Source organism: Pseudomonas sp. LB3P14, assembly GCF_054898045.1.
Genome location: NZ_CM142714.1, coordinates 585,853 through 607,755 on the forward strand (window position 1 = coordinate 585,853; position 21,903 = coordinate 607,755).

The 21,903-nt window shown below is 59.6% G+C and carries 16 protein-coding genes; 6 read left to right on the plus strand and 10 right to left on the minus strand.

Annotated elements, in window-relative coordinates; genetic code table 11:
- Nucleotides 1–206 precede the first annotated feature (206 nt).
- Complete coding sequence (uvrA, locus tag ACYZT5_RS02790) at nt 207–2,840, plus strand: excinuclease ABC subunit UvrA (protein ID WP_462049683.1); 2,634 nt, start codon at nt 207–209, stop codon at nt 2,838–2,840.
- Between the two features lie 123 nt (nt 2,841–2,963).
- On the opposite strand, the gene ACYZT5_RS02795 is transcribed toward uvrA, so the two are convergent.
- Nucleotides 2,964–4,907, minus strand: coding sequence for a response regulator (locus tag ACYZT5_RS02795; RefSeq protein WP_462049684.1), 1,944 nt, complete (start codon nt 4,905–4,907; stop codon nt 2,964–2,966).
- A 174-nt stretch (nt 4,908–5,081) separates the two neighbouring features.
- Here ACYZT5_RS02795 and ACYZT5_RS02800 point away from each other — a divergent pair, with 174 nt between their 5' ends.
- Complete coding sequence (locus tag ACYZT5_RS02800; RefSeq protein WP_462037135.1) at nt 5,082–5,270, plus strand: hypothetical protein; 189 nt, start codon at nt 5,082–5,084, stop codon at nt 5,268–5,270.
- A 53-nt stretch (nt 5,271–5,323) separates the two neighbouring features.
- On the opposite strand, the gene ACYZT5_RS02805 is transcribed toward ACYZT5_RS02800, so the two are convergent.
- Nucleotides 5,324–5,845: a DUF4142 domain-containing protein gene (locus ACYZT5_RS02805; protein WP_462049685.1), complete on the minus strand. Its 522-nt coding sequence runs from the start codon at nt 5,843–5,845 to the stop codon at nt 5,324–5,326.
- Nucleotides 5,846–6,062: 217 nt separating this feature from the next.
- Between ACYZT5_RS02805 and ACYZT5_RS02810 the strand changes: the two genes are divergently transcribed.
- Entirely contained in the window at nt 6,063–6,305 is a 243-nt protein-coding gene (locus ACYZT5_RS02810) for a hypothetical protein (protein WP_462049686.1), read from the plus strand.
- Nucleotides 6,306–6,414: 109 nt separating this feature from the next.
- Complete coding sequence (locus ACYZT5_RS02815) at nt 6,415–6,657, plus strand: hypothetical protein (protein WP_462049687.1); 243 nt, start codon at nt 6,415–6,417, stop codon at nt 6,655–6,657.
- Nucleotides 6,658–6,702: 45 nt separating this feature from the next.
- Here ACYZT5_RS02815 and ACYZT5_RS02820 read toward each other — a convergent pair whose 3' ends face one another.
- From ACYZT5_RS02820 to ACYZT5_RS02845, 6 genes are all read right to left on the minus strand, one after another.
- The gene (locus ACYZT5_RS02820) at nt 6,703–7,791 is read right to left on the minus strand and encodes an SMP-30/gluconolactonase/LRE family protein (protein WP_462049688.1); all 1,089 of its coding nucleotides are present in this window, start codon (nt 7,789–7,791) and stop codon (nt 6,703–6,705) included.
- Nucleotides 7,788–8,933 carry an SRPBCC family protein gene (locus tag ACYZT5_RS02825; RefSeq protein WP_462049689.1) on the minus strand — a complete coding sequence of 382 codons (1,146 nt, stop codon included), beginning with the start codon at nt 8,931–8,933 and terminating at the stop codon, nt 7,788–7,790. Before ACYZT5_RS02825 ends, ACYZT5_RS02820 begins: the two co-directional genes overlap by 4 nt.
- A 107-nt stretch (nt 8,934–9,040) precedes the next feature.
- Nucleotides 9,041–9,904: a LysR family transcriptional regulator gene (locus ACYZT5_RS02830; protein ID WP_462049690.1), complete on the minus strand. Its 864-nt coding sequence runs from the start codon at nt 9,902–9,904 to the stop codon at nt 9,041–9,043.
- A gap of 163 nt (nt 9,905–10,067) precedes the next feature.
- Nucleotides 10,068–11,915, minus strand: a complete 1,848-nt coding sequence (locus ACYZT5_RS02835) for an amidohydrolase (RefSeq protein ID WP_462049691.1) — start codon at nt 11,913–11,915, stop codon at nt 10,068–10,070.
- A 308-nt stretch (nt 11,916–12,223) separates the two neighbouring features.
- Nucleotides 12,224–12,538 (minus strand): SCP2 sterol-binding domain-containing protein, encoded by a 315-nt coding sequence (locus ACYZT5_RS02840; RefSeq protein ID WP_449643541.1) that lies wholly within the window; start codon nt 12,536–12,538, stop codon nt 12,224–12,226.
- A gap of 64 nt (nt 12,539–12,602) precedes the next feature.
- Complete coding sequence (locus ACYZT5_RS02845) at nt 12,603–13,313, minus strand: histidine phosphatase family protein (protein ID WP_462049692.1); 711 nt, start codon at nt 13,311–13,313, stop codon at nt 12,603–12,605.
- Between the two features lie 204 nt (nt 13,314–13,517).
- Between ACYZT5_RS02845 and sohB the strand changes: the two genes are divergently transcribed.
- Both sohB and ACYZT5_RS02855 read left to right on the plus strand, forming a co-directional pair.
- A complete protein-coding gene (sohB, locus tag ACYZT5_RS02850) occupies nt 13,518–14,540 on the plus strand; it encodes a protease SohB (RefSeq protein WP_462049693.1) in 1,023 nt (340 codons plus the stop codon).
- Nucleotides 14,541–14,817: 277 nt separating this feature from the next.
- Nucleotides 14,818–19,614 (plus strand): dermonecrotic toxin domain-containing protein, encoded by a 4,797-nt coding sequence (locus tag ACYZT5_RS02855; protein WP_462049694.1) that lies wholly within the window; start codon nt 14,818–14,820, stop codon nt 19,612–19,614.
- A gap of 42 nt (nt 19,615–19,656) precedes the next feature.
- On the opposite strand, the gene ACYZT5_RS02860 is transcribed toward ACYZT5_RS02855, so the two are convergent.
- Together ACYZT5_RS02860 and ACYZT5_RS02865 are read right to left on the minus strand one after the other, a co-directional pair.
- Entirely contained in the window at nt 19,657–20,151 is a 495-nt protein-coding gene (locus tag ACYZT5_RS02860) for a DUF934 domain-containing protein (RefSeq protein ID WP_462049695.1), read from the minus strand.
- Nucleotides 20,135–21,793 carry a nitrite/sulfite reductase gene (locus ACYZT5_RS02865; RefSeq protein WP_462049696.1) on the minus strand — a complete coding sequence of 553 codons (1,659 nt, stop codon included), beginning with the start codon at nt 21,791–21,793 and terminating at the stop codon, nt 20,135–20,137. The genes ACYZT5_RS02860 and ACYZT5_RS02865 overlap by 17 nt, the downstream gene beginning before the upstream one ends.
- Between the last annotated feature and the right edge of the window lie 110 nt (nt 21,794–21,903).

Consider the following 21,903-nt stretch of genomic DNA (forward strand, 5'->3'; position numbering starts at 1 on the left):
GCAGTCAAAATGTTTGATCGTTCCCACGCTGAATGATCGTTCCCACGCTCCGCGTGGGAATGCCTCCAGGGACGCTCCGCGTTCCAGCTCGCGAAAGGGACGCGGAGCGTCCCGGGCTGCATTCCTTTGCTGCGCGTGGGAACGATCATTGAGTGCAGACCCAAGCTATAGATCATTCCTTTGAACTCTCGAAACAAGGCTGGCCGATGAATTCCACACGCACCTCCAACCCTCCCTCAAGCATGGTCAGGGTGCGCGGCGCCCGGGAGCACAATCTCAAAAACGTCGATGTCGACATTCCCCGGGATGCCCTGGTGGTGTTCACCGGCGTGTCTGGTTCGGGGAAATCGTCGCTGGCGTTCTCGACCCTCTACGCCGAAGCGCAACGCCGCTACTTCGAATCCGTGGCGCCTTATGCGCGGCGCCTGATCGATCAGGTCGGGGTGCCGGACGTCGACTCCATCGAAGGCTTGCCGCCGGCGGTGGCCCTGCAACAACAACGGGGCACGCCGAGCACGCGGTCTTCGGTGGGCAGCGTGACGACGTTATCGAGCCTGATCCGCATGCTTTACTCCCGGGCCGGCAGCTATCCGCCGGGGCAGCCGATGCTGTATGCCGAAGATTTTTCGCCCAACACGCCCCAGGGCGCGTGTCTGGAATGTCATGGGTTGGGGCGGGTGTATGAAGTCACCGAAGCCCTGATGGTCCCGGACCCGAGCCTGACCATTCGCCAGCGCGCGGTCGCGTCCTGGCCCACGGCCTGGCAGGGACAAAACCTGCGCGACATCCTGGTGACCCTGGGTTACGACGTCGACAAACCCTGGCGCGATCTGCCGAAAAAGCAGCGCGACTGGATTCTCTTCACTGAAGAAACACCGACGGTTCCGGTGTACGCCGGGCTCACCCCCGAAGAAACCAACGTCGCGCTCAAACGCAAACTGGAACCGAGTTACCAGGGCACGTTCACCGGCGCCCGGCGCTACATCCTGCACACCTTCAGCCATTCCCAAAGCGCGCTGATGAAGAAGCGCGTCTCGCAATTTATGCTCGGCAGCCCGTGCCCGCTGTGCGACGGCAAACGGCTCAAGCGAGAGGCGTTGTCGGTGACGTTTGCCGGTTACGACATCGGTGAGCTGTCGCAGATGCCGTTGCTGCAAGTAGCGCAGGTGCTGAAACCGGTGGCGGCCCACAGTTACCTCGAACAGGCCGATGAGGCGGGCGAGGTGTTGACGCACAGCCAGACCCGCGAGGCCCGTGAGCAGCGTGTGGCCCACGGCGCCAGTGGCCACGCCAACGCGCCGGATGTGCGCCACACACCGAATCTGTCAGTGGAGAAACGCCTGGCCGCACAGCGGATCGCTCAGGACTTGTTGGAACGGGTCAGTACGTTGACTGATCTGGGGCTCGGTTACCTGGCGCTGGAACGCAGCACGCCGACACTGTCGTCCGGTGAGTTGCAGCGTCTGCGCCTGGCGACGCAGTTGGGTTCGCAGTTGTTTGGGGTGATCTATGTGCTGGATGAACCGTCGGCCGGTTTGCACCCGGCGGATGGCGAAGCGCTGTTCGAAGCCCTGCAACGTTTGAAAGCCGCTGGCAACACCTTGTTCGTGGTCGAGCATGACCTGGAAACCATGCGCCGCGCCGACTGGTTGATCGACGTGGGGCCGGCGGCCGGCGAGCATGGCGGCCGGATCCTGTACAGCGGACCGCCACCAGACTTGGCTGATGTGACGAACTCGCAGACGCGCGCCTACCTGTTCGCCGAGCAGGTCACTCAGCCCCAAACCAGCCGCAAGTCGACCGATTGGCTGCGGCTGGAAGGCATCACCCGCAACAACCTGAACAACCTCAGCGTCGAGTTTCCGTTGGGCTGTTTTACCGCGGTGACGGGCGTCTCCGGTTCCGGTAAATCGAGCCTGGTCAGCCAGGCGTTGCTGGAGCTGGTGGGCGCGCATCTCGGGCGCGCGGCCAGTGAAAGCGAGCCGGAAGTGCTGACCCTTGAGGACGACGCACCGCAAGTCAGCGGCGGTCAGGTCACGGCGGGGCTGGAATCGATCAAGCGTCTGGTGCAAGTCGATCAGAAACCCATCGGCCGCACACCGCGCTCAAACCTGGCGACCTACACCGGGCTGTTCGACAACGTGCGCAAGCTGTACGCCGCCACTCCCGAGGCGCAGGCCGAGGGTTACGACGCCGGTCAGTTTTCCTTCAACGTTGCCAAGGGCCGTTGTTCGACGTGCGAAGGTGAGGGCTTTGTCAGCGTCGAGTTGCTGTTCATGCCCAGCGTCTACGCGCCATGCTCGACCTGCCACGGCGCGCGCTACAACCCCGAGACGCTGGCGATCGTCTGGCAAGGATTGAACATCGCCCAGGTGTTGCAGCTGACGGTGGATGAAGCAGTCACGGTGTTCACCGAACAACCGGGTATTCGCCGCTCGCTGGAGGTGCTGCGCGATATCGGCCTGGGTTACCTGCGCCTCGGTCAGCCGGCGACGGAGCTGTCGGGCGGCGAAGCCCAACGGATCAAACTGGCTACCGAGCTGCAACGCAACCAGCGTGGGGCAACGCTGTATGTGCTCGACGAACCCACCACCGGATTGCACCCAAGGGATGTCGATCGCTTGCTCGAACAGTTGAATACGCTGGTGGCGGCGGGGCATACGGTGATCGTCGTCGAACATGAAATGCGCGTGGTTGCGCAGAGTGACTGGGTGATCGACATTGGCCCGGGGGCGGGGGATCAGGGTGGGAAGATAGTCGTCAGTGGGACGCCGAAGAAAGTGGCCAACAGCAAAATGAGCCGGACGGCACCCTTTTTGGCCAGAACCCTTGGTCGATGATCGTTCCCACGCTCCGCGTGGGAATGCAGCCCGGGACGCTCCGCGTCCCTTTCCAGAGCTGGAACGCGGAGCGTCCCTAGAGGCATTCCTTTGCTGCGCGTGGGAACGATCTGTTGCCCGAATTCAGGCGCGGCCGAGCGTGCGTCGCACCTTGTCCAGCAGTTCATTGATCTGGAACGGCTTGATCAGCATTTCCATGCCGTCGCCGAGGAACACCTGGCGGTTGATCGCGGTTTCGGCATAACCGGTCATGAACAGGATCGGCAGTTTTTCGCGCCAGCCCCGTGCCACATCGGCCAGCTCGCGGCCACTCATGCGTGGCAAACCGACGTCGGTCAGCAACAGGTCGATGGACTCGTCGTTTTGCAGGCGCTCGAGGGCTCCTTCGATGTCGCCTACCTGAGTGCAACGGTAACCGGCATCCACCAACACTTCGGCTACAAACATGCACACCGACGGCGTGTCCTCGACGATCAACACATGTTCGCCGGCACCCTGATAATCGACGGTGGCTGGCTCGGCTTCGCCGGCGGTGGGATCGGAACTGGCCGGCAGCATTATGGTGATTTCGGTGCCGCGCCGGGCGACGCTGCGGATGTGTGCATCGCCACCCGATTGTCGGGCGAAACCGTAGAGGGTCGACAACCCCAGCCCGGTGCCCTGGCCCAACGGCTTGGTGGTGAAAAACGGGTCGAACACCTTGTCGATCACGCTGTGGTCGATACCGGTACCGTCATCGCGCACAGACAACGCGACATACGCACCATCGGCCAGATTGGGGTCGCCATGGGAATAGGCGGCATAGGTGCTGACCCAAATGTTGCCGCCCTGGGGCAAGGCATCGCGAGCGTTGATCACCAGATTGAGCATCGCGCTTTCGAGCTGAATGGGGTCGACCAGGGCGATGGCGGCTTTGGAAGTCAATTCGAGTTTCAGGGCAATGCGCTCGCCGATAGTGCGCACCAGCAGTTCCTCAAGGGAACGCAAGTGCTCGTTGATGTCCACGGGCCGGGTATCGAGTGGCTGTTGGCGCGCGAAGGCGAGCAGGCGATGAGTCAGCGACGCGGCACTCATGGCCGAGTTCAAGGCGGCTTCGGCGTACAACTGAACCTTGTCGGTGCGTGAGGCGGCGATCCGTTTCAGAATCAATTCCAGGCTGGTGATGATGCCGGTCAGCAAGTTATTGAAGTCGTGCGCGATGCCCCCGGTCAGCTTGCCCAGTGCATCCATTTTCTGCATTTGCAGCAGCTGAGCTTCGGTTCGCGCTCGTTCGGCGACTTCTTTGGCCAATAGGGTGGTGGCGTCGTCAAGCCGGGCCAGGTGCGAGCGTTCGCGGTGACGGTGTTCAGTGACATCCTCGACAAACACCAGGCTCAGTTCCGGCGTGCGGTATGGCGAAATTTGCCACTCGGTTTCGCGAGCCTCGCCGTGGACCCGCATGCTCAGCGTGCCTTTCCAGCGCTCGCCATAGGCCAGACGCAGGCGCAGTTCCTCGATGACGGTGTCCTGGTCTTCGGCAAAGCACTCGCGCAGGGCGTCCGGGTTGCGGTTGTCCCGAATCAGTTGCGCGAAGGCATGGTTGCATTCGTGCACCTTCAACTCGGCGTCGAGCACCGCGATGGGCGCCGACACATTGACAAAGATTTCCCGAAACCGCGCCTCGCTTTCACGCAGGGCATTTTCGGTTTCGCGCACCCGCAGCAAGGTGCGCAAAGTCGCGAGCAGTACATCCGGATCTACCGGGTGGATCAGGTAGGCGTCGGCACCCGCGTCCAGGCCGGTGATAATGTCGCCGGACTGGATCGAGGCCGCTGATACGTGAATCACCGGTAGCAGGGCGGTGGCAGGTTCGGCGCGCAGTTTGCGCACGATGTCGAAACCGCTCATGTCCGGCAGATTGACGTCGAGGATCAGCGCATCGATCGCTACGCTTTCGATCAGCTCCAGGCCTTCGCTACCCGTGCCAGATTCGAGCACTTCATAGCCGTGGCGCTCCAGGTGCCGGCGCAAGGCGTAGCGCGTGGCGACGTTGTCGTCGACGATCAGCAAACGGATGTCACGCTTCATCGACGGGCTCCAGGGTGAGAGGATCAGTCAGTGTCCGTCACTTGAGCATAGTCAAAGGGTTGCGGCTTTTGACCTTGAATGACCCTTACGATGGAACCCTGTCCCCGGAGAGGCTTCGAATCTACAAAGCCCGACTGTTTCAGCCGCGCACTTGCAGTGACGAACGAGGTACTTATGAACGATGACAGTGGTCTTGAGGAAGACGCAAAAACCGCCGAACCGGAAAGCGCAGACAAAGCGGTTGACCAGAAGAATATCCACACAGATAACGATAATGAGTTCAGTCCGGGTTTCAAGCCGAGTCCCGACCGGCCAAAATCCGGGGATGACACCGATGCCGATATCGACACCGATGGCGGCTAGACAAGCCATTGAAAAAGGCCGCATCAAACGATGCGGCCTTTTTTGTGGGTGCGTTATTTGCTGGGGTGAGCAGCCTGGAGCTTTTTCGCCATAGCCAGATGCTTCTCCAGCGCCGGCAGCATTTTTTGCGCGAAACCTTTTAGCTCCGTGGCGCCTTTGACTTTGTCGTCCGTCACCGTATTGGCTTCTTTCTTGAATAGCGCGATGGTGTCTTCGTGAGCCTTCACCTGATTCTTGGCGTAGGCCGCATCGAAGGATTCATCGCGCATGTCGAGGATTTTCTCTTTCGCCTTCTTGACCATCGTCGTGTTGTCCGGCACCTCGATGTCATTTTTTTTCGCCACCGCCGCCAGTTCATCGTTGGCCTTGGAGTGGTCGGTGATCATCATGTTGGCGAATGCCTTGATATCCGCCGATGAACTTTTTTCCAGGGCCAATCGGCTCGTTTCGATTTCCGCGATACCGCCCTCGGCCGCGTTGTCGACGAAGTCATTGGAAGTGGCAGCGAAAGCCGTGCCCATGCTAGTGCTCAAGGCAACGGCCAACGTGAGGTGGCGCAGGGTAAATCCGTCCATTGGTTATTCTCCACACAGGTTTTCATGGGCGATCGAGTGATCGTTAATCAGTGGAGGCCGACGAGCGGACAAAGGTTTTATTGCGTTTGCCACAGGGCGACGAACGGGCACCGCTGGTCTGATAGGCGGTCGACAGAACCCGCTAACCAAGGCCATTCTGATAGTTGGTGAACGCAATCGATCGCGTTTGCTACCGATCAACAAACGGAGGTGTTCCATGCCGGTGCCACACGACCTTTATCAGGATCTCAAACTTTCAAAGGAAGATATCCAGCAAAAACGCACCAAGGATCCGTTACTGGATTCACTGATCAACAAGTATTCGCAGGCGGACGCCGAGGTTGTAAAGGCTGAAACCGCCCAATCGGATGCGCCCAGCGACGATGCACTGAAGAAGCTCAAGGAGAAGCGCGTGGCGGTCAAGAAGGACATCGTTAACCGACTCCAGGCACAGTCCTGACACTCCGTATCAGCCACCGACGACCGGTGACTGAAAAATTGGAACGGTGATAAATCCCGGCACCTCGAATGATCAGAGTCCGAATTTACGGCTCCATGCGAGGTGCCACATGAGCAATCCCAAATTCCCCAGCGAAGAGCAGGGCGGCTACGATCCCATCCCGACACATCCCGAGCCTCTGAGTCCAGGACGCACTGCCGTCCATCCCGAAGATGAGCCGGGCATCGACGAACTGCCGAACAATGAAGGAGCGCGCCCGCTGGACAAGGATGACTCCACCGCCATGGACCCGGAAAGGGTGCTTGAAGAAACCGACAATGCGGTGAGGGATGGTGAGGTGGACCCCCGCTAAACCAGGATCAAAAGATCGGGCCGCGTTCGGACGATCTTTTGATTTTTACTGCAGCGCGGTACTTAGCGGCAATCGCGCCATGTTTTTCGCCTTCAACGACCCGAAATACAACCAATCCCCGTACTCGCGAACGGTAGTGATCGGCGAATAGTTGTCGCGGCTCCCGTCCTGCAAGTTGGCGATCACTTTTCCGTCCAGATCCAGGCCCAGCGCGAAGGCGCGTTTCTCCACCGGTTTAGGCAGGACAATCATTGCTCGCACGATCATCTTGCGCACGAATGGATGCGGTGCGGTGGCATCGAGCAGTGGGTTGCGTGGTGCATAAAGCGCCACCCAGAAACGGTCGCGCCCATTGAACGCGAGGTTGTCCGGCAACCCTGGCAGGTTGTCGATGAACAGATCGTGGGTGCCGGTTTTCGGCCCGCTCAGCCAGTAACGGCTAATACGATAGGCCCCCGTTTCGTTGACCAACACAAAGGCTTCGTCCGGTCCCAGGGTCACGCCGTTGGCGAACTCCAGCTTATCCAGCAAGACCGCCGTCTTGCCGGTCTGGAAGTCATAACGCAGCAAGCGGCCGTCACCGCCGTGCTCGATGATCGCTTCGCCGTCCCTGCCATAGCCAAAGCGGCTGGAGGCGTCACTGAAATAGGCGTAGTGCCCGGACTTGTCGATGGCCACGTCGTCGGTGAAACCGAAAGGCACACCATTGGCCGCAGTGGTCAATGGAATCAATCGGCCCTGGGCGTCCAGTGACAGCAAACCCTTGACCCCATCTGCAATCACCAACAGACCGTTGGGGTGACGGGCCAGGCCCAAGGGTCTACCGCCCGTATCGGCCAGGACCTTGGTGACCTTGCCGTCGAGGCTGGTGCGTAGCAGTCGGCCGTCATGCAAACCCGTGATGAGGACGTCTTCCTCCAGCAGTAACGCTTCCGGCCCGTCGATGTCCGCGGCGCCGACGCGCTCCACACCTTTGAGGCGCTGATTGTCGGCGTAGATTCCGCTGGTGAGGGAGGGCGCCGGCGGCGGGGTCCAGGCCACCGGTTGAACCTTGGTCGGCATCAGCAGCAGGAAGGCGCCGATGGCAACGATCACCAGCAACACCACATGGCGAAACTTGACGGTTCGACTCACGCGCTGACTCCTGCCGGGGTCAACTGTTTTTGCGCCATCTCGCGCAACGCCAGCATCGACGCTGCCGACTCACGATCGATGCGCCTCTTGAGCAGCAGTCGGTTGGCAATGCGCATCGCCAGGCCGCTGAACTGATACTCCAGGGTGCGGACAAAACGTGTGCTATCGCCCAAGGCCTCGCACTCGTAAGTCACCATTAAAGACAACCCGTGATCACCACGGGCCCAGGCACTCCAGCGACGTCCTGGCAGGTATTCGTTAACCTCCCAGATCAAGTGTCCCTCACGCCCGCCAGCCTTGATGTCTTCCTCAAACCGCGCCCCGACATGCAGCGGCCCGCTCTGGCCATAAACCTTGAGGGACGATGGATGCCACTCCGGCCAATGGGTCACGGTGCTGGCGTAGGCGAGCACGTCAATCGGGTTTCCAGCAATGTCGATCTGATGCTGCATGCGCGTCATTGGCGTTCTCGTCAGGTGCAGGTCGATCGGCTCCGGTTCCCAATAGAGGGTGCCGAACAGGTAGTCCATCAGCGGAAAAACGATGTTGAAATTGCGTTCCTGCATCAGTTCACGACGGTGATGCAGTTCATGCAGGCGGCGCATCTGGCGGATCCACGGCAAACGTGTGACGGGGTTCTCGGGTGGCAGGTGCTCGCAGGCGTGGAACACTTCATAGGTCAGGTAACCGAGGACCAGGCAGCCGCCGAACATCCCGGCGACGTTGGCATCGAACTGCTCAAGCAGCCACCAGATGGGCAGGGTGATGACAACCGTGTGCAACACGATCAGCCAGGCCGGAAACAGAATCACCCGCCAGTCGCGGGCGCTGCCGTAGGTCATGTGGCCGGGGGCGAAAAAACTGTGGTGGTCGCCCGCGTGGCGGGCGTAGAACATTCGCGCGAAACTTTTTTTGTGATGCCCAAGGTGCCGATGCACCATGTACACGCCAAAGTTGAAGAACAGCAGGGTCAGCGGCATTGCCAGCCATTCCAGTGGCTGAACCTGATGCACGGTGCTCCAGAATCCGCCAATGGCCAGCAACCCGAACAGCAGCACAAAAGCGCCGTGCAGCCATGGGTTGTAGAGCGGATGAATATCAGCGCGGTAGCGGGCGCGGAATCCTTCGGTCGTCTGCCTCACTGCGTTCACCTGTAGTTATTGTTATAACCAGCAGATTAGACGATCCCGACGTTTCAGGCGGGCCGAACCATGAGGTCACAAACGCCATGATCCGGTGCAAACCGGACTCAGGTCAGCGGGCTCCAGCGCTGCGACCAGTCATCGTCGGATTTGATCACTTCGCGCAGCAGGTCGAAGGCTCGTTGCAGGGTCGCCGAATCGCGGTCGCGGGAGTAAACCAGATAGGTCGGGTAGCTGAATTCCGGGGCTTTGGGCACTTGCTCCAGCACACCACTTTCCAGATAACTCTGGACTACCCGGGTGCGGAAGTAGCCACTACCGCCGTTTTCCAGAATGTACTGCAAGCCCAGTGGGCCGAGGTTGAAGCTCAACGCGGCTTTGGCTTTTTCCGGCAGGGCCGCATCGTGCTGGCGGCGGAAATCCGGGCCCCAGTCGATGTACACGTAGGGATCGGGACTCGCGGCCAGCCGGACGAGGACGAGTTTTTCTTCCAGTACCTGCTCGACTTGCAGGCGCGGCCAATACTCGGGCTGGTAGACCAGTGCCGCATCCAGAACCCCCAGTTCCAGTTGGCGCAGCAGGTTTTCACCGTCACGGATTTCCATCCGTAGTGCGTGGCTGGGAATCTTTTCGCGCAACTCGCCGGCCCAGCTGAGCATCAGCGGGTTGCACAGACTGACCTCGCCACCGATGTGCAACACGTCGCGGTAGCCCTCGGGCAACGGCAAATCCCGTCGCGCCGCTTCCCAGGTTTCGACCAGTTGGTTTGCGTAGACCACGAAAGCTTCACCGTTTGGCGTCAGACGGGCACCGGCGCGATTACGCACGAACAGGGTGCTGCCCAATTGACTCTCGAGTTTCTGCACGCGCGCAGTGATGGCGGTCTGGGTGACGTGGAGTTTTTCGGCGGCTGCGGCAAGGCTGCCGTGGCGGACGATTTCCAGAAAAGTGCGGGCGAGATCGATGTCCATGGGGCGGCCGGTGCGGGAGGTGCGCCATTGTAAGAGCACTCGCTACCGGTGGCGAGTGAACTGCTTTTCGTAGGAGCCAGGCTTGCCGGCGAAGGCGTCCTTAAGTGTGCCTTCGCCGGCAAGCCTGGCTCCTACAGGGCCGAACTCCAACTCGATTCTGCCTTCAAAACGCAAAACACGAACAGCCAAAGGCCCCCCAGAAACCGGCGAAGTCACTGACCGGCGCAGAGGACAACCGGGCCCGTTCATGGCTATGGGCATGCACCGCGCAAGCCCCGACACATTGATGAATCTGCGCCGTCAGCGGCGCCAGTGGTTTCCAATGGCCTGGTACTTTGGCCACTGGCGACCACTCAGGCACCACCGGGATTGGCGGCGGCCCTAGTTTTTCGAACTCGACGCTGCCGTAGACGATCTTGCCGTCGACGATGGTCAGCACCGATTCGATCCATTTGACCGCTTCATCCTCGATGTGGAAATAGTCCGCCGACAGCGCAATCAGGTCCGCCAGTTGTCCGACCTTGATCTGGCCTTTTTTGCCTTGCTCGGAGGAAAACCAGGCACTGCCGTGGGTGAAGAGTTCCAGCGCCGTATCGCGGCTCAAGCCTTGCGGGTACAGCGCCAGACCACCGACGGTGCGACCGCTGACCAGCCAGTACAGCGAAGTCCAGGGGTTGTAGCTGGACACGCGCGTGGCATCGGTGCCGGCGCCGACCGGTATGCCCTCGGCCAGCATCCGGGCGATGGGCGGCGTGGCTTCGGCAGCCTTGGCGCCGTAACGGTCGACGAAGTATTCGCCCTGGAATGCCATGCGATCCTGTATCGCGATGCCGCCGCCGAGGGCTTTCACCCGTTCGATGTTTTGCGGGGTGATGGTTTCGGCGTGGTCGAAGAACCACGGCAAACCATCGAACGGAATGTCCCGGTTAACCTTCTCGAACACGTCGAGCATGCGGCTGATGGATTCGTTGTACGTGGCGTGCAAACGGAACGGCCAGCGCTGTTCCACCAGATGGCGGACCACCGGTTCCAGTTCCTGCTCCATGGTTTGGGGCAGGTCGGGGCGTGGCTCGAGGAAGTCCTCGAAGTCTGCCGCCGAGAACACCAGCATTTCCCCGGCACCGTTGTGCCGTAGAAAGTCATCGCCCTGACCGTAGTGGGAGGTGCTGGTCCAGTTCTTGAAGTCGGTCAGCTCTTCCTTGGGTTTCTGCGTGAACAGGTTGTAGGCAATGCGCACCGTGAGCTGTTGGTCTTTGGCCAGTTGCTGGATGACTTGATAGTCGTCCGGATAATTCTGATAACCGCCGCCGGCATCGATGGCGCTGGTGACACCGAGGCGATTGAGTTCACGCATGAATTGGCGGGTCGAGTTGACCTGATAGTCCAGCGGCAGTTTCGGCCCTTTGGCCAGGGTCGAGTAGAGAATCATCGCGTTAGGGCGGGCGATCAGCATGCCCGTCGGATCGCCATTGGCATCGCGCTGGATTTCGCCACCCGGCGGGTTCGGCGTGTCGCGGGTATAACCGACCACTTTCAACGCCGCGCGGTTGAGCAGGGCACGGTCGTAGAGGTGCAGGACGAACACCGGGGTATCCGGCGCAGCCTTGTTCAGTTCGTCGAGGGTCGGCAGGCGTTTTTCGGCGAACTGGAATTCGTTCCAGCCACCGACCACCCGCACCCATTGTGGCGTGGGTGTGCGATCGGCTTGGTCCTTGAGCATGCGCAGCGCGTCGACCAGTGAAGGGACGCCTTCCCAGCGCAGTTCGAGGTTGTAGTTGAGGCCACCACGGATCAGGTGCAGGTGTGAATCGTTGAGACCGGGAATCACCGTGCGGCCGTGCAGGTCGATAATCTGTGTGCCAGGGCCTTGCAGGGCCATGGCCTGAGCATCGCTGCCGACCACCACGAAGCGTCCGTCCTTGATCGCGACGGCACTGGCCTGAGGTTTTTTGCGGTCGACGGTATGCAGGCGTCCGTTGTACAGGATGAGGTCGGCGGGGGCGTCGGGCATGGTTTTACTCCCTGCGATTAGAGGACTGATCCAGGCACCGACGGCGCCTGCCGAAAGGCCTTGCAGTACACGTCGGCGGTTAAATCCGTCGTGGTCGTCAGGTGGACTCATGGGCAGTGCTCCGCGCAAAGGCTCTTCACAAAAGAAGCGAGGGCAAACAGCCGATGTCTGACGCATGCGGCCAGAAGGAATATAGACGGCAAATCCACAGGTAGCCGTTTTCCGATGGCGAAAAACGACGAATCCCGCCACGAGGGGCGGGATTCGTTTGCAGCCAGGCGTGCCCCCGAAGGTCGGGAGCGGCGCGCTTAGGCCGGGAACAGCTCGGACAGTTTCATGGCCAGCATCATGTCGCCTTCAGCGCGCAGTTTGCCACCCATGAACGCTTGCATGCCGTCGGTCGAACCGTCGACGATGCCTTCCAGGGTTTCGCCGTCCATCACCAGAGTGACCTGGGCGTCCGGGTTTTCGCCTTCCTTGAGCTCGCAGGTGCTGTCTTTGACGATCAGCGAGAAGTTCTTGGTGTCGTCGATGCGGAAACCGAATACCAGGTCCAGACCGGCAGCAGCGGCTGGGTTGAACTTGGCTTTCATTGCTTGTACGGCATCAGCTACGGAGGTCATGGTTCGATCCTTTCTTGGGTAATTAGAGCTGGGTGATTACAGCCTGGGTCACAATAGTCCGGACTCAGCGAAACGTGATGAGTTCCGGGGTCTTCAACAGTTGCAGGTGCGCATGACTGTTGAAAGAAGACAGAGCCACCTCACGACCTCGAAACTTCAGGAGGTTGAGCGAGGTGTTGACGATTTGCCAGTTCAGTTCAAACGCTTGCCTGGCAGGTATTTGCGTAATGAGGTGGAGCAGGGCCGTGATGGTGCCGCCGGAGGTAAACACGGCGATTTTCTGGGTGTTGTCGGCCTGTTCGAGAATGCGCTGCAGACCGGCTTGCACCCGTTCGACAAACCCCAGCCAGCTTTCCAGCCCCGGTGTGTCATAGGTACCGGCGAGCCATCGCTCGATGATCAGGGCGAAGATGCGCTGGAATTCACCGCGGTTTTGCGCGGCATTGCGCAGGATGTGCAGCGCTTCGGGTTCGTCCGGTAACATGGCCGGCAGCAGCGCCCGGATCACCGCGTCGGCGTCGAACTCATTGAAAGCGGAATCGATTTCCAGGGCTGGAACCGGCAGGCCTGCGGCAGCGAACTGTTCCAGTGCGCTGTTGGCCGTGTGCTGCTGTCGGCGCAGGTCGCCCGAAAGGCAGCGATCGAAGCTGATACCCAGCTCAGCGAGGTGCTGGCCGAGGACTTCTGCCTGGCGAATACCGGTCGGCGACAGGACGTCATAGTCGTCTGCACCAAAGGAGGCCTGGCCATGTCGAATCAAATAGATACTGCCCACGTCCGCGTCATCCCGGTACGTTGAAGGTTCGGCGAGGTTATGAGGATGACAGTGAGCTGTCAATGAAAAAACATACGCTTGTTTGAAATGCCCGTTACAGGCCTGTTGCCAGAGGTTTCACGGCTGGCCGCCGAGCCGGTGCATGGGTATGCTGGAGGTAATCCCGCGCGCGTTCTTGCAGCGCATTGTATTAAAGGAGTCCCTGTGGATTTTTTTGCCGAGTACGCAGTTTTTCTGGCTAAGACCGTGACACTGGTGATCGCTATTCTGGTGGTCCTGGCCAGTTTCGCGGCGTTGCGCAGCAAAGGTCGGCGCAAGTCGGCCGGCCAGTTGCAAGTCAGCAAACTCAATGATTTCTACAAAGGGCTGCGCGAACGCCTGGAGCAAACCTTGCTCGACAAGGACCAACTCAAGGCGCTGCGCAAAGTCGAGGCTAAATCCGAGAAAAAGCAAAAGAAAAAACCTGAAGCCAAACCTCGGGTGTTCGTGCTGGATTTCGACGGCGACATCAGGGCATCGGCCACTGAAAGCCTGCGCCATGAAATCACCGCGCTGCTGACCCTCGCCACGCCCAAGGATGAAGTGGTACTGCGTCTGGAAAGCGGCGGCGGCATGGTTCACAGCTACGGTCTGGCGTCCTCGCAACTGGCGCGTATCCGTGATGCCGGTGTGCCGTTGACCGTGTGCATCGACAAGGTTGCGGCCAGCGGTGGCTACATGATGGCGTGCATCGGCGAGAAGATCATCAGTGCGCCGTTCGCCATTCTCGGCTCGATCGGCGTCGTGGCGCAGTTGCCTAACGTCAACCGCCTGCTGAAAAAGCACGACATCGACTTCGAAGTGCTGACCGCCGGCGAATACAAGCGCACCCTGACGGTGTTTGGCGAAAACACCGAGAAGGGCCGCGAGAAGTTCCAGGAAGACCTGGACATCACTCACCAGCTGTTCAAGAACTTCGTCTCGCGCTATCGCCCGCAACTGGCCATCGACGAAGTGGCCACCGGTGAAATCTGGCTCGGCATCGCGGCGCTGGACAAACAACTGGTGGACGAGCTCAAGACCAGCGATGAATACCTCGCCGAACGGGCGAAGAAATCCGAGCTTTATCACCTGCATTACGCCGAGCGTAAAAGCCTGCAGGAGCGCATCGGCATGGCGGCCAGCAGTTCGGTCGATCGCGTGTTGCTGAGCTGGTGGAGCCGGTTGACCCAGCAACGTTTCTGGTAATCGCTGTGCACGCTCGTGTGGTTTCAGCCATGCGAGCGTGATTTCATATTCGATAAGAACGTGTGCGGTAAATATATATATTAACGTTCTGCATTGTTGTTGTTTTGAATGCAAACTCATCAACTAATCGCTCTGTATTGAATGCTGTTTCGACTTTATTCTGAATATTACATTTAGAACAAGGTTGCTAAACATGGACGTTGAAAAAAGTAAATCAAAGTTGTCGGAGATGACGCCCGCCCAACAAGGCGTCTTTTTTGATTTGTTCAAAAAGCAAATGCCTTCCTGGCTGCTTGAATCGTCGGACGCCCTGCGCGAGGCTCTCTATCAAAGCCTCAAGTCCAGTTATAAGTCACGTCATGTCGCGCTCGAAAAGTTGCGAGAGCTACAGTCCCCGGAAAGCTTTTGTACGCCGTTGCTGGCCAAGGCCATGGCTGACAAGTTGGGCGAGCCCTTCGAGGTCGAGGGTGCGATTTTCCAGCACGTGCGCTCTACCTCCAGCCTGTTGGGCCTACGCAAAAAACTGGTGCTGCCGATCGACCGCGATCTGTTGACGGCGGCCTGCGAGAACTTCGAATTGTCGGAAACCCTGGCCGGCAATTATCACGAAAGTTCTGTGCTTTACATCCCGGAACGTGTGACGGGACGATTCAATAGGGTTCTGTCGATGGAGCCCCACGAGTTCGCCAGACTTTGCCGATACCTCGACTTGGGTAAGCAATACCAAAAACATGTGCAAGCTTTTTTCGGCAGTGCTAGCCAAACCGCAAGTTTGCAGGAAACGTCGGTAGCCTGTTCCAGGGATCAATTTGAAGTGGATCGCCACATTGCCTTAATGCGCGGACATATCAGTACCGAGGTTTACCATATGCTCAAATTGGTCAAGGACGGGGAGTCTTCGATCAAGCTGGGCAATAACACTCTTGGTTATCAAGATTTTGAAATGCTTGGTGTAAAGCTGAGAGGACCCATGTTCATCGGCCCGGTCAGCGAGCATGCCGACGACGATTACCGCTGTGTGGTCTATATCCCGGACGATCCCGAACATCCATTGAAAGAATACCCTTCGTTCTCCAAATTTGAGTTCGAGTTGAGTCGACGCTTACGAGACTTCAGCTTTCGCAGTTTTTTCATGCGTTTCGTCACACTTCAAGATCGCTCGTCCTTCCTCACCGGGCTGAATGTGCGGCTGTTGAATGCTAGGCCAATTCAATTTCCCATTACTTCCACCTACGTGCCGTTGACAGGCGTCGACCTTGACGGTGACGCAAAACTGGACCTGTTTCTGGCGATCTTCCAGCATCGTGCGGCGCAGGTAAGTGCCGACAGTCGACTGCTGGTGGTGCCGACCGACGACGAGGATGAAAAAACCCGTCTCGCCAGATTGGAAACCTATAAGTCCATCGGACTGAATACACTGCTGTTTTTTGCGTCCTTCGTGCCGGTTCTCGGGCAAGTGATGTGTGCTGTCGCCGGTTTGCAGCTGCTTGGCAAGATTTACGAAGGCATCGACAGTTGGGCCCATGGCGAGCAGGAACATGCCACCGATTGCCTGTTTGACACCCTTGAAAACCTGATTCTGATGGCTGGATTTGCGGCCGGCGGTGCTGCCGCGGGCAAGGCTTATAAAATCGTGCGTTCGTCGAATTTCGTGCAGGGCCTCAGACGCGTCCGGGTTGACGCGCAGTCGCATCGACTATGGAATCCGGACATGGCGCCTTACCGCCTGCAAGAAGCATTGCCCAGCAGTCTGACCGCCAATGAACAAGGGCTGGTCTGGCGTGGCGATAAGCGCTATCTGCCGTTGGGCCCCGATGCGTACGCGGTGGGTGAGGTGGCCGGTACGGGGTTGTGGGAGGTGCGCAATCCGCAGGTGCCGGAGCGCTATTCACCGTTGCTCGAGACCAACGGTGCGGGTGCCTGGCGACATGACTCCGAACTGCCGCACGACTGGAGCACGCTTACCCTGTTTCGCCGCCTGGGCTACCGGGAAGAAAAGGTTTCAGATGTCCGCGCCTTGCAAGTCATCGCCTCCAGCGGCATCGACGAGGCGGCCATGCGTCAGTTGTTCGTCGATCGGGGCAAACCGATGGCGGTATTGACCGATTCGGTGCGGCGCTTTCGCGCCGATACCGACGTCACGGAGTTCATGAAACAGATGGCGTCGACATCGTCTGCACCAATGGCCGATGCCGACTTGCAGTTGTACCTGCTGACGGGAGCTGGGCGCTGGCCTACGGACATGGCAGTCATCGTGACTGACATCGGCGCTAACGAAGTGGCGCGTTATGGCGGGGACAAAGCTCACCGTCGAGTGGAAGTCAGTGAGGATGCGCTGCGCAAAGGCCGGTTTTATGCGCCGTTGCTGGCTGCGCTCAACGACGGGGAGCGCTCGCGCCTGCTGGGCTCGGCCACGGTGGAGCAAAAGAACCAGTCCACGCTGATGGGCAAACACATTGCCGGGTTGGCACCGCGTATGCGCATGGCCCTGATGGACCGACTGTATCGGCGAGCCGACGTATCCGGAGTCTCCAGGAGCGAGCCGATCACCAAGGCGTTTTCCGGGCTGTCGGCCAGTGTCGCCGACGAACTGGTGCAGCATGCCGATGCGCGCGAGTGGAAGCAGCTTGAGTCTGACAAAGTGCCCTTGCGCCTGGCCGAAGAGTCGCGGCGCTATCAGCAGATCCAGCGTCTGAACCGGGCCTATGAGGGGCTGTATCTGGACGCGGCCAGCGGACGCGATCCGGATATGCTGGTACTCGATACCCTGACGCATTTGCCGGGCTGGCCCGGGGATGTGTTTATCGAGATCCTGGATTGGGGAGTGTATGCCGATCAGCGGGCCACCGTCGGCCCGAGCGATGCCGCGCACAAGGTGCTCATCGAAGCCTATGCCGACCGTTATCAAGGCCTGGATACACAGAACACTGTTGTGTCCAGTCAGCCGACACGCACCCGGGTGGATTTTTTTCAGGCATTGTGGCAAAGCCTACCGGCGAATAGCCGCAAAGCCATAGGCGTTGACATGGATGCTGACGGTGCAGGCTTACGGCAGAAAATCACCGCATTGGCGCTGCAGCGGCGCGAGGCATTCGCCAAGGTGTTGGGGGTCGAAGCAGCGCGCGCTGACTACCAATCGCCAATGGGCCTGGCCGATCGGCAGATCGCGCAGTCCACTGTGCAGACAGCACCGGCGCCAAGTCCTGCGCCGCGCAGATCGCCAGCGCTGATGCGACGTGCCCGTGAACTGTATCCCGCCCATTCAACCGCGCAAATTGAACGCTTTGTCTCGACACTGGGCACTGACGAAGTGTTGGCCATCAGAACGCTTGAGCACATGAGGCAACAATACCGGACGATGGTTGAAACGCTGGAACGCTGGGTCCATCGCGATACTTGGTACCACGAGGGCGATGGTCCAAGACGCAAGGTGCCGTCCCACAGCAAGGCCAGGGCGGCGCGAGCGATTTTGCGCGCGTGGCGCAAGGAAACCCGGAGTTCGGCACATTCAGATCACCTTTCGTACAGCCTGGCCTTCGATACGCTGCCCTTGGGTGATATTCCGGTCCTCATTGGAAGTTTCGCTCACGTTGACGCGTTGCAGTTGAGTGGGGTGGGCGCCAGTGCCGGATTGAACACATTTCTGCGCAATTTTACCCGCCTGCGGGTGTTGAACCTGTCAGGCAACGGGCTGACGCGTATTCCCCAGGCCATCGAGGACATGCCAGGGCTGACGGGCCTGGATCTGAGTAACAACCGGATTCGCCTGACCGAGCGATCCACGCAGGAGCTAGGCGCCAAGGCGCATCTGCATTCGCTGGACCTGAGTTTGAATACGACGTTGGGGCGGGCCCCGGCTGTCGGCGCGATGAGCAGCTTGCGCCATCTGGATTTGCGCGAAACGGGAATCACCGAGTGGCCTGCGGACCTTGGCGGACTCACCCATCTGGAGACCCTGGATCTGCGCAACAACAAAATCGTTGAAGTACCCGAATCCGTGTTCACGTCTCGCGCAGTGCTCAATCGTGGCACCAGTATCGATGGCAACCCGCTGTCTGAGGCGAGCCTGCAAGCGATTGCTGCCTATCAGCAATCGCAAGGTATCAGCCTGGGCGTAATCACAACCGAGTACCTCGCCACGGCGCGGCTGGCTGCCGACAGGAAAGGTGCCAGCTGGGTAAGCGGTCTGCCTGCGGTGCAGATTGGCCGGGCGCAAGAGGTACTGTCGTCGCTGTCGGCCGATCCGGATTCCGGGGCCTTTTTTGAAGTGCTCATGCAGTTGCGTAGCACTGCTGATTATTCCCGAACGCGCACTCAACTGGCACAGCGGTTATGGAACGTGCTGGAGGCGGCCTGTGAAGACGATAGCCTGCGACGCGCGCTATTTCGCATGGCCAGGATCGGCCGGGTCAGTACCGTCAATGCTGCCGCGCTGTTTAGCGATCTGGAGGTCAGGGTTCTATGCTTTCGGGCTGCAGCGGCGGCTCGCACCGGTACGCAAACGCTCGAGGGGGATCTGATCCGCCTGTTGCGCGGGCTGTTTCGATTGCAAGAGGTGGAAAAACAGGCCTTGCTGGAAACTGCCCGTCGCGCCCGGACAGACTCGCTCAGCTTCCGCCAGGCACTGGATATCAGTCTGATTTACCGAGTACGGCTGGCACGACGACTGGAACTGCCGGCACAACCCAGTGAGCTGAATGTTGGGCTGGGTGCGGAGGTCTCCGACGAGCAGATCAACAAAGCCTATCTGGAGGTGGTCAAGGCCGAGCAGACCTCGCAATTGTCGGAGTCGATCAGCAGGCAGGAATTCTGGGCCGAATTTCTGTGGACGACTCGCCGGGACGCGTTTGCCGACATTCTGGATCGCAGTGCCCAATCTTTTGCTCGACTGGAGGCACAGGTCGAGCTATCTCGTGAAACAGCCACGCAGCAAATGACGGCGATTTTCGACAACTTCAGGAATGAAAGCCTTGAACTGCGCAAGCAGCTGACCAGCGCGGCGCTAACGAGGCATCCGGGGCTGACATTGCCAGTCACGCCGGGGCCCAACAGGTTGGGAACGAGACAGGGATGAACGGGCGCCCCGAACCCGCCGATGCGGGTCCGGGGCGTGCGATCAACGCCGACGGAACAGCGGCAGCGGTTCGTCGGTGGCGGCCTGATAGGTCACCGAGAAGTCCTTGAGCCCTTCAAGGGCTTCGTACGGGTCCTTATCGGCGCGAATCGCAAATGCATCGAAACCGCAGCGATGCATGTAAAACAGCTGGTCGCGCAGCACGTCACCAATCGCCCGCAGTTCGCCTTTGAAACCATAACGGTCACGCAGCAGACGAGCGTTGGAGTAGTTGCGGCCGTCGGTGAAGGCGGGGAAATTCAAGGCGATCACCTTGAAATCTGCCACGTCTTCACCGATTTCTTCGGCTTCTTCGTCAGCGTCCAGCCACACACCCAGGCCGCCATCGCGGGCCTTGAGCATACGGCTGTGTTCGCGCCACAGCTGCAGCGGGACGATCAGGTCGTCGCAGTTGCTGATCTCGTCGATGTTGAAGTCCTTGGGCAACAGGTGCCAGGTTTCGTCGACGACCTCGTTGTTCTTAATTATTCGCTGCATAGACGCGCTCCTTGAAGAGGTCAATGCCAATACGTTGATAAGTGTCGATGAAGCGCTCGTCTTCGGTACGTTGTTCGATGTACACGTCGATCAGCTTTTCGATCACATCAGGCATGGCTTCCTGGGCGAAGGACGGGCCGAGGATCTTGCCCAGGCTGGCGTCGCGACTGGCGCTGCCACCCAGGGACACCTGGTAGAACTCTTCGCCTTTCTTGTCCACCCCGAGGATGCCGATGTGGCCGACGTGGTGGTGACCACAGGCGTTCATGCAGCCGGAGATGTTCAGGTCCAGTTCGCCGATATCGAACAGGTAATCCAAATCTTCGAAGCGACGCTGGATCGATTCGGCGATCGGGATCGACTTGGCGTTGGCCAGGGAGCAGAAGTCGCCGCCCGGGCAGCAGATGATGTCGGTCAGCAAGCCGATGTTCGGCGTGGCGAAACCTTGCTCGCGCAATTCGCCCCACATCGCGAACAACTGACTTTGTTCAACGTCGGCCAGAATGATGTTCTGCTCGTGAGAGGTGCGCAGCTGACCGAAGCTAAAACGATCGGCCAGGTCGGCAACGGCATCGAGCTGCTTGTCGGTGATGTCGCCCGGTGCAACACCGGTCGGCTTCAGGGACAGCGTTACGGCCACATAACCTGGCTTCTTGTGGGCCAGGGTATTGCGGGTGCGCCAGCGCGCGAAGCCCGGGTGCTGCTTGTCGAGCTCGGCCAATTCAGCGGCCTGATTGTCCAGGGCTTTGTAGTCCGGGTCGACAAAGTGTTTGGCGACGCGATGCACTTCGGCGTCGGTCAGCGTGGTCTGGCCACCGCGAAGGTGTTCCATTTCCGCATCGACTTTTTGCGCGAAGACTTCAGGTGTCAGGGCCTTGACCAGGATCTTGATCCGCGCCTTGTACTTGTTGTCACGACGGCCGTAGCGGTTGTAGACCCGCAGGATGGCGTCGAGGTAGCTCAACAGGTCTTGCCACGGCAGGAATTCATTAATGAACGCGCCCACCACCGGGGTACGGCCGAGACCGCCACCCACCAGCACACGGAAGCCCAGCTCGCCAGCGGCGTTGTGCACCGGCTCAAGGCCGATGTCATGGACTTCGATGGCCGCACGGTCGGAAGTCGAACCGTTGATGGCGATCTTGAACTTGCGCGGCAAGTAAGCGAATTCCGGGTGGAACGTGGTCCACTGGCGGACGATCTCGCACCATGGGCGCGGATCGATCAACTCGTCGGCAGCGACACCGGCGAACTGGTCGGTGGTGACGTTGCGCAAGCAGTTGCCGCTGGTCTGGATCGCGTGCATCTGCACGGTAGCCAGTTCGGCAAGGATGTCCGGGATGTCTTCCAGCGCCGGCCAGTTGAACTGTACGTTCTGCCGGGTGCTGATGTGGGCATAGCCTTTGTCATAGTCGCGGGCAATCCTGGCCATCATTCGCGTCTGGCGCGAAGTGAGTTGGCCGTAAGGCACCGCCACCCGCAACATCGGCGCGAAGCGCTGGATATAAAGGCCATTTTGCAGGCGCAGGGGGCGGAATTCTTCTTCGCTCAGCTCGCCTGCCAGATAGCGTCGGGTCTGATCACGGAACTGCTTGACGCGGTCCTCGATGATCCGCTGATCGTACTCGTCGTATACGTACATATAAGTCCTGTTCTCAGGCTTGGGCCGGTCGGATCCAGTTGCGTTTTTCGCCTGGAAAGTCTCCGATGCTGCCTCGGCAATTCTGCGCGCACGGCCGCGCACTCCCAACG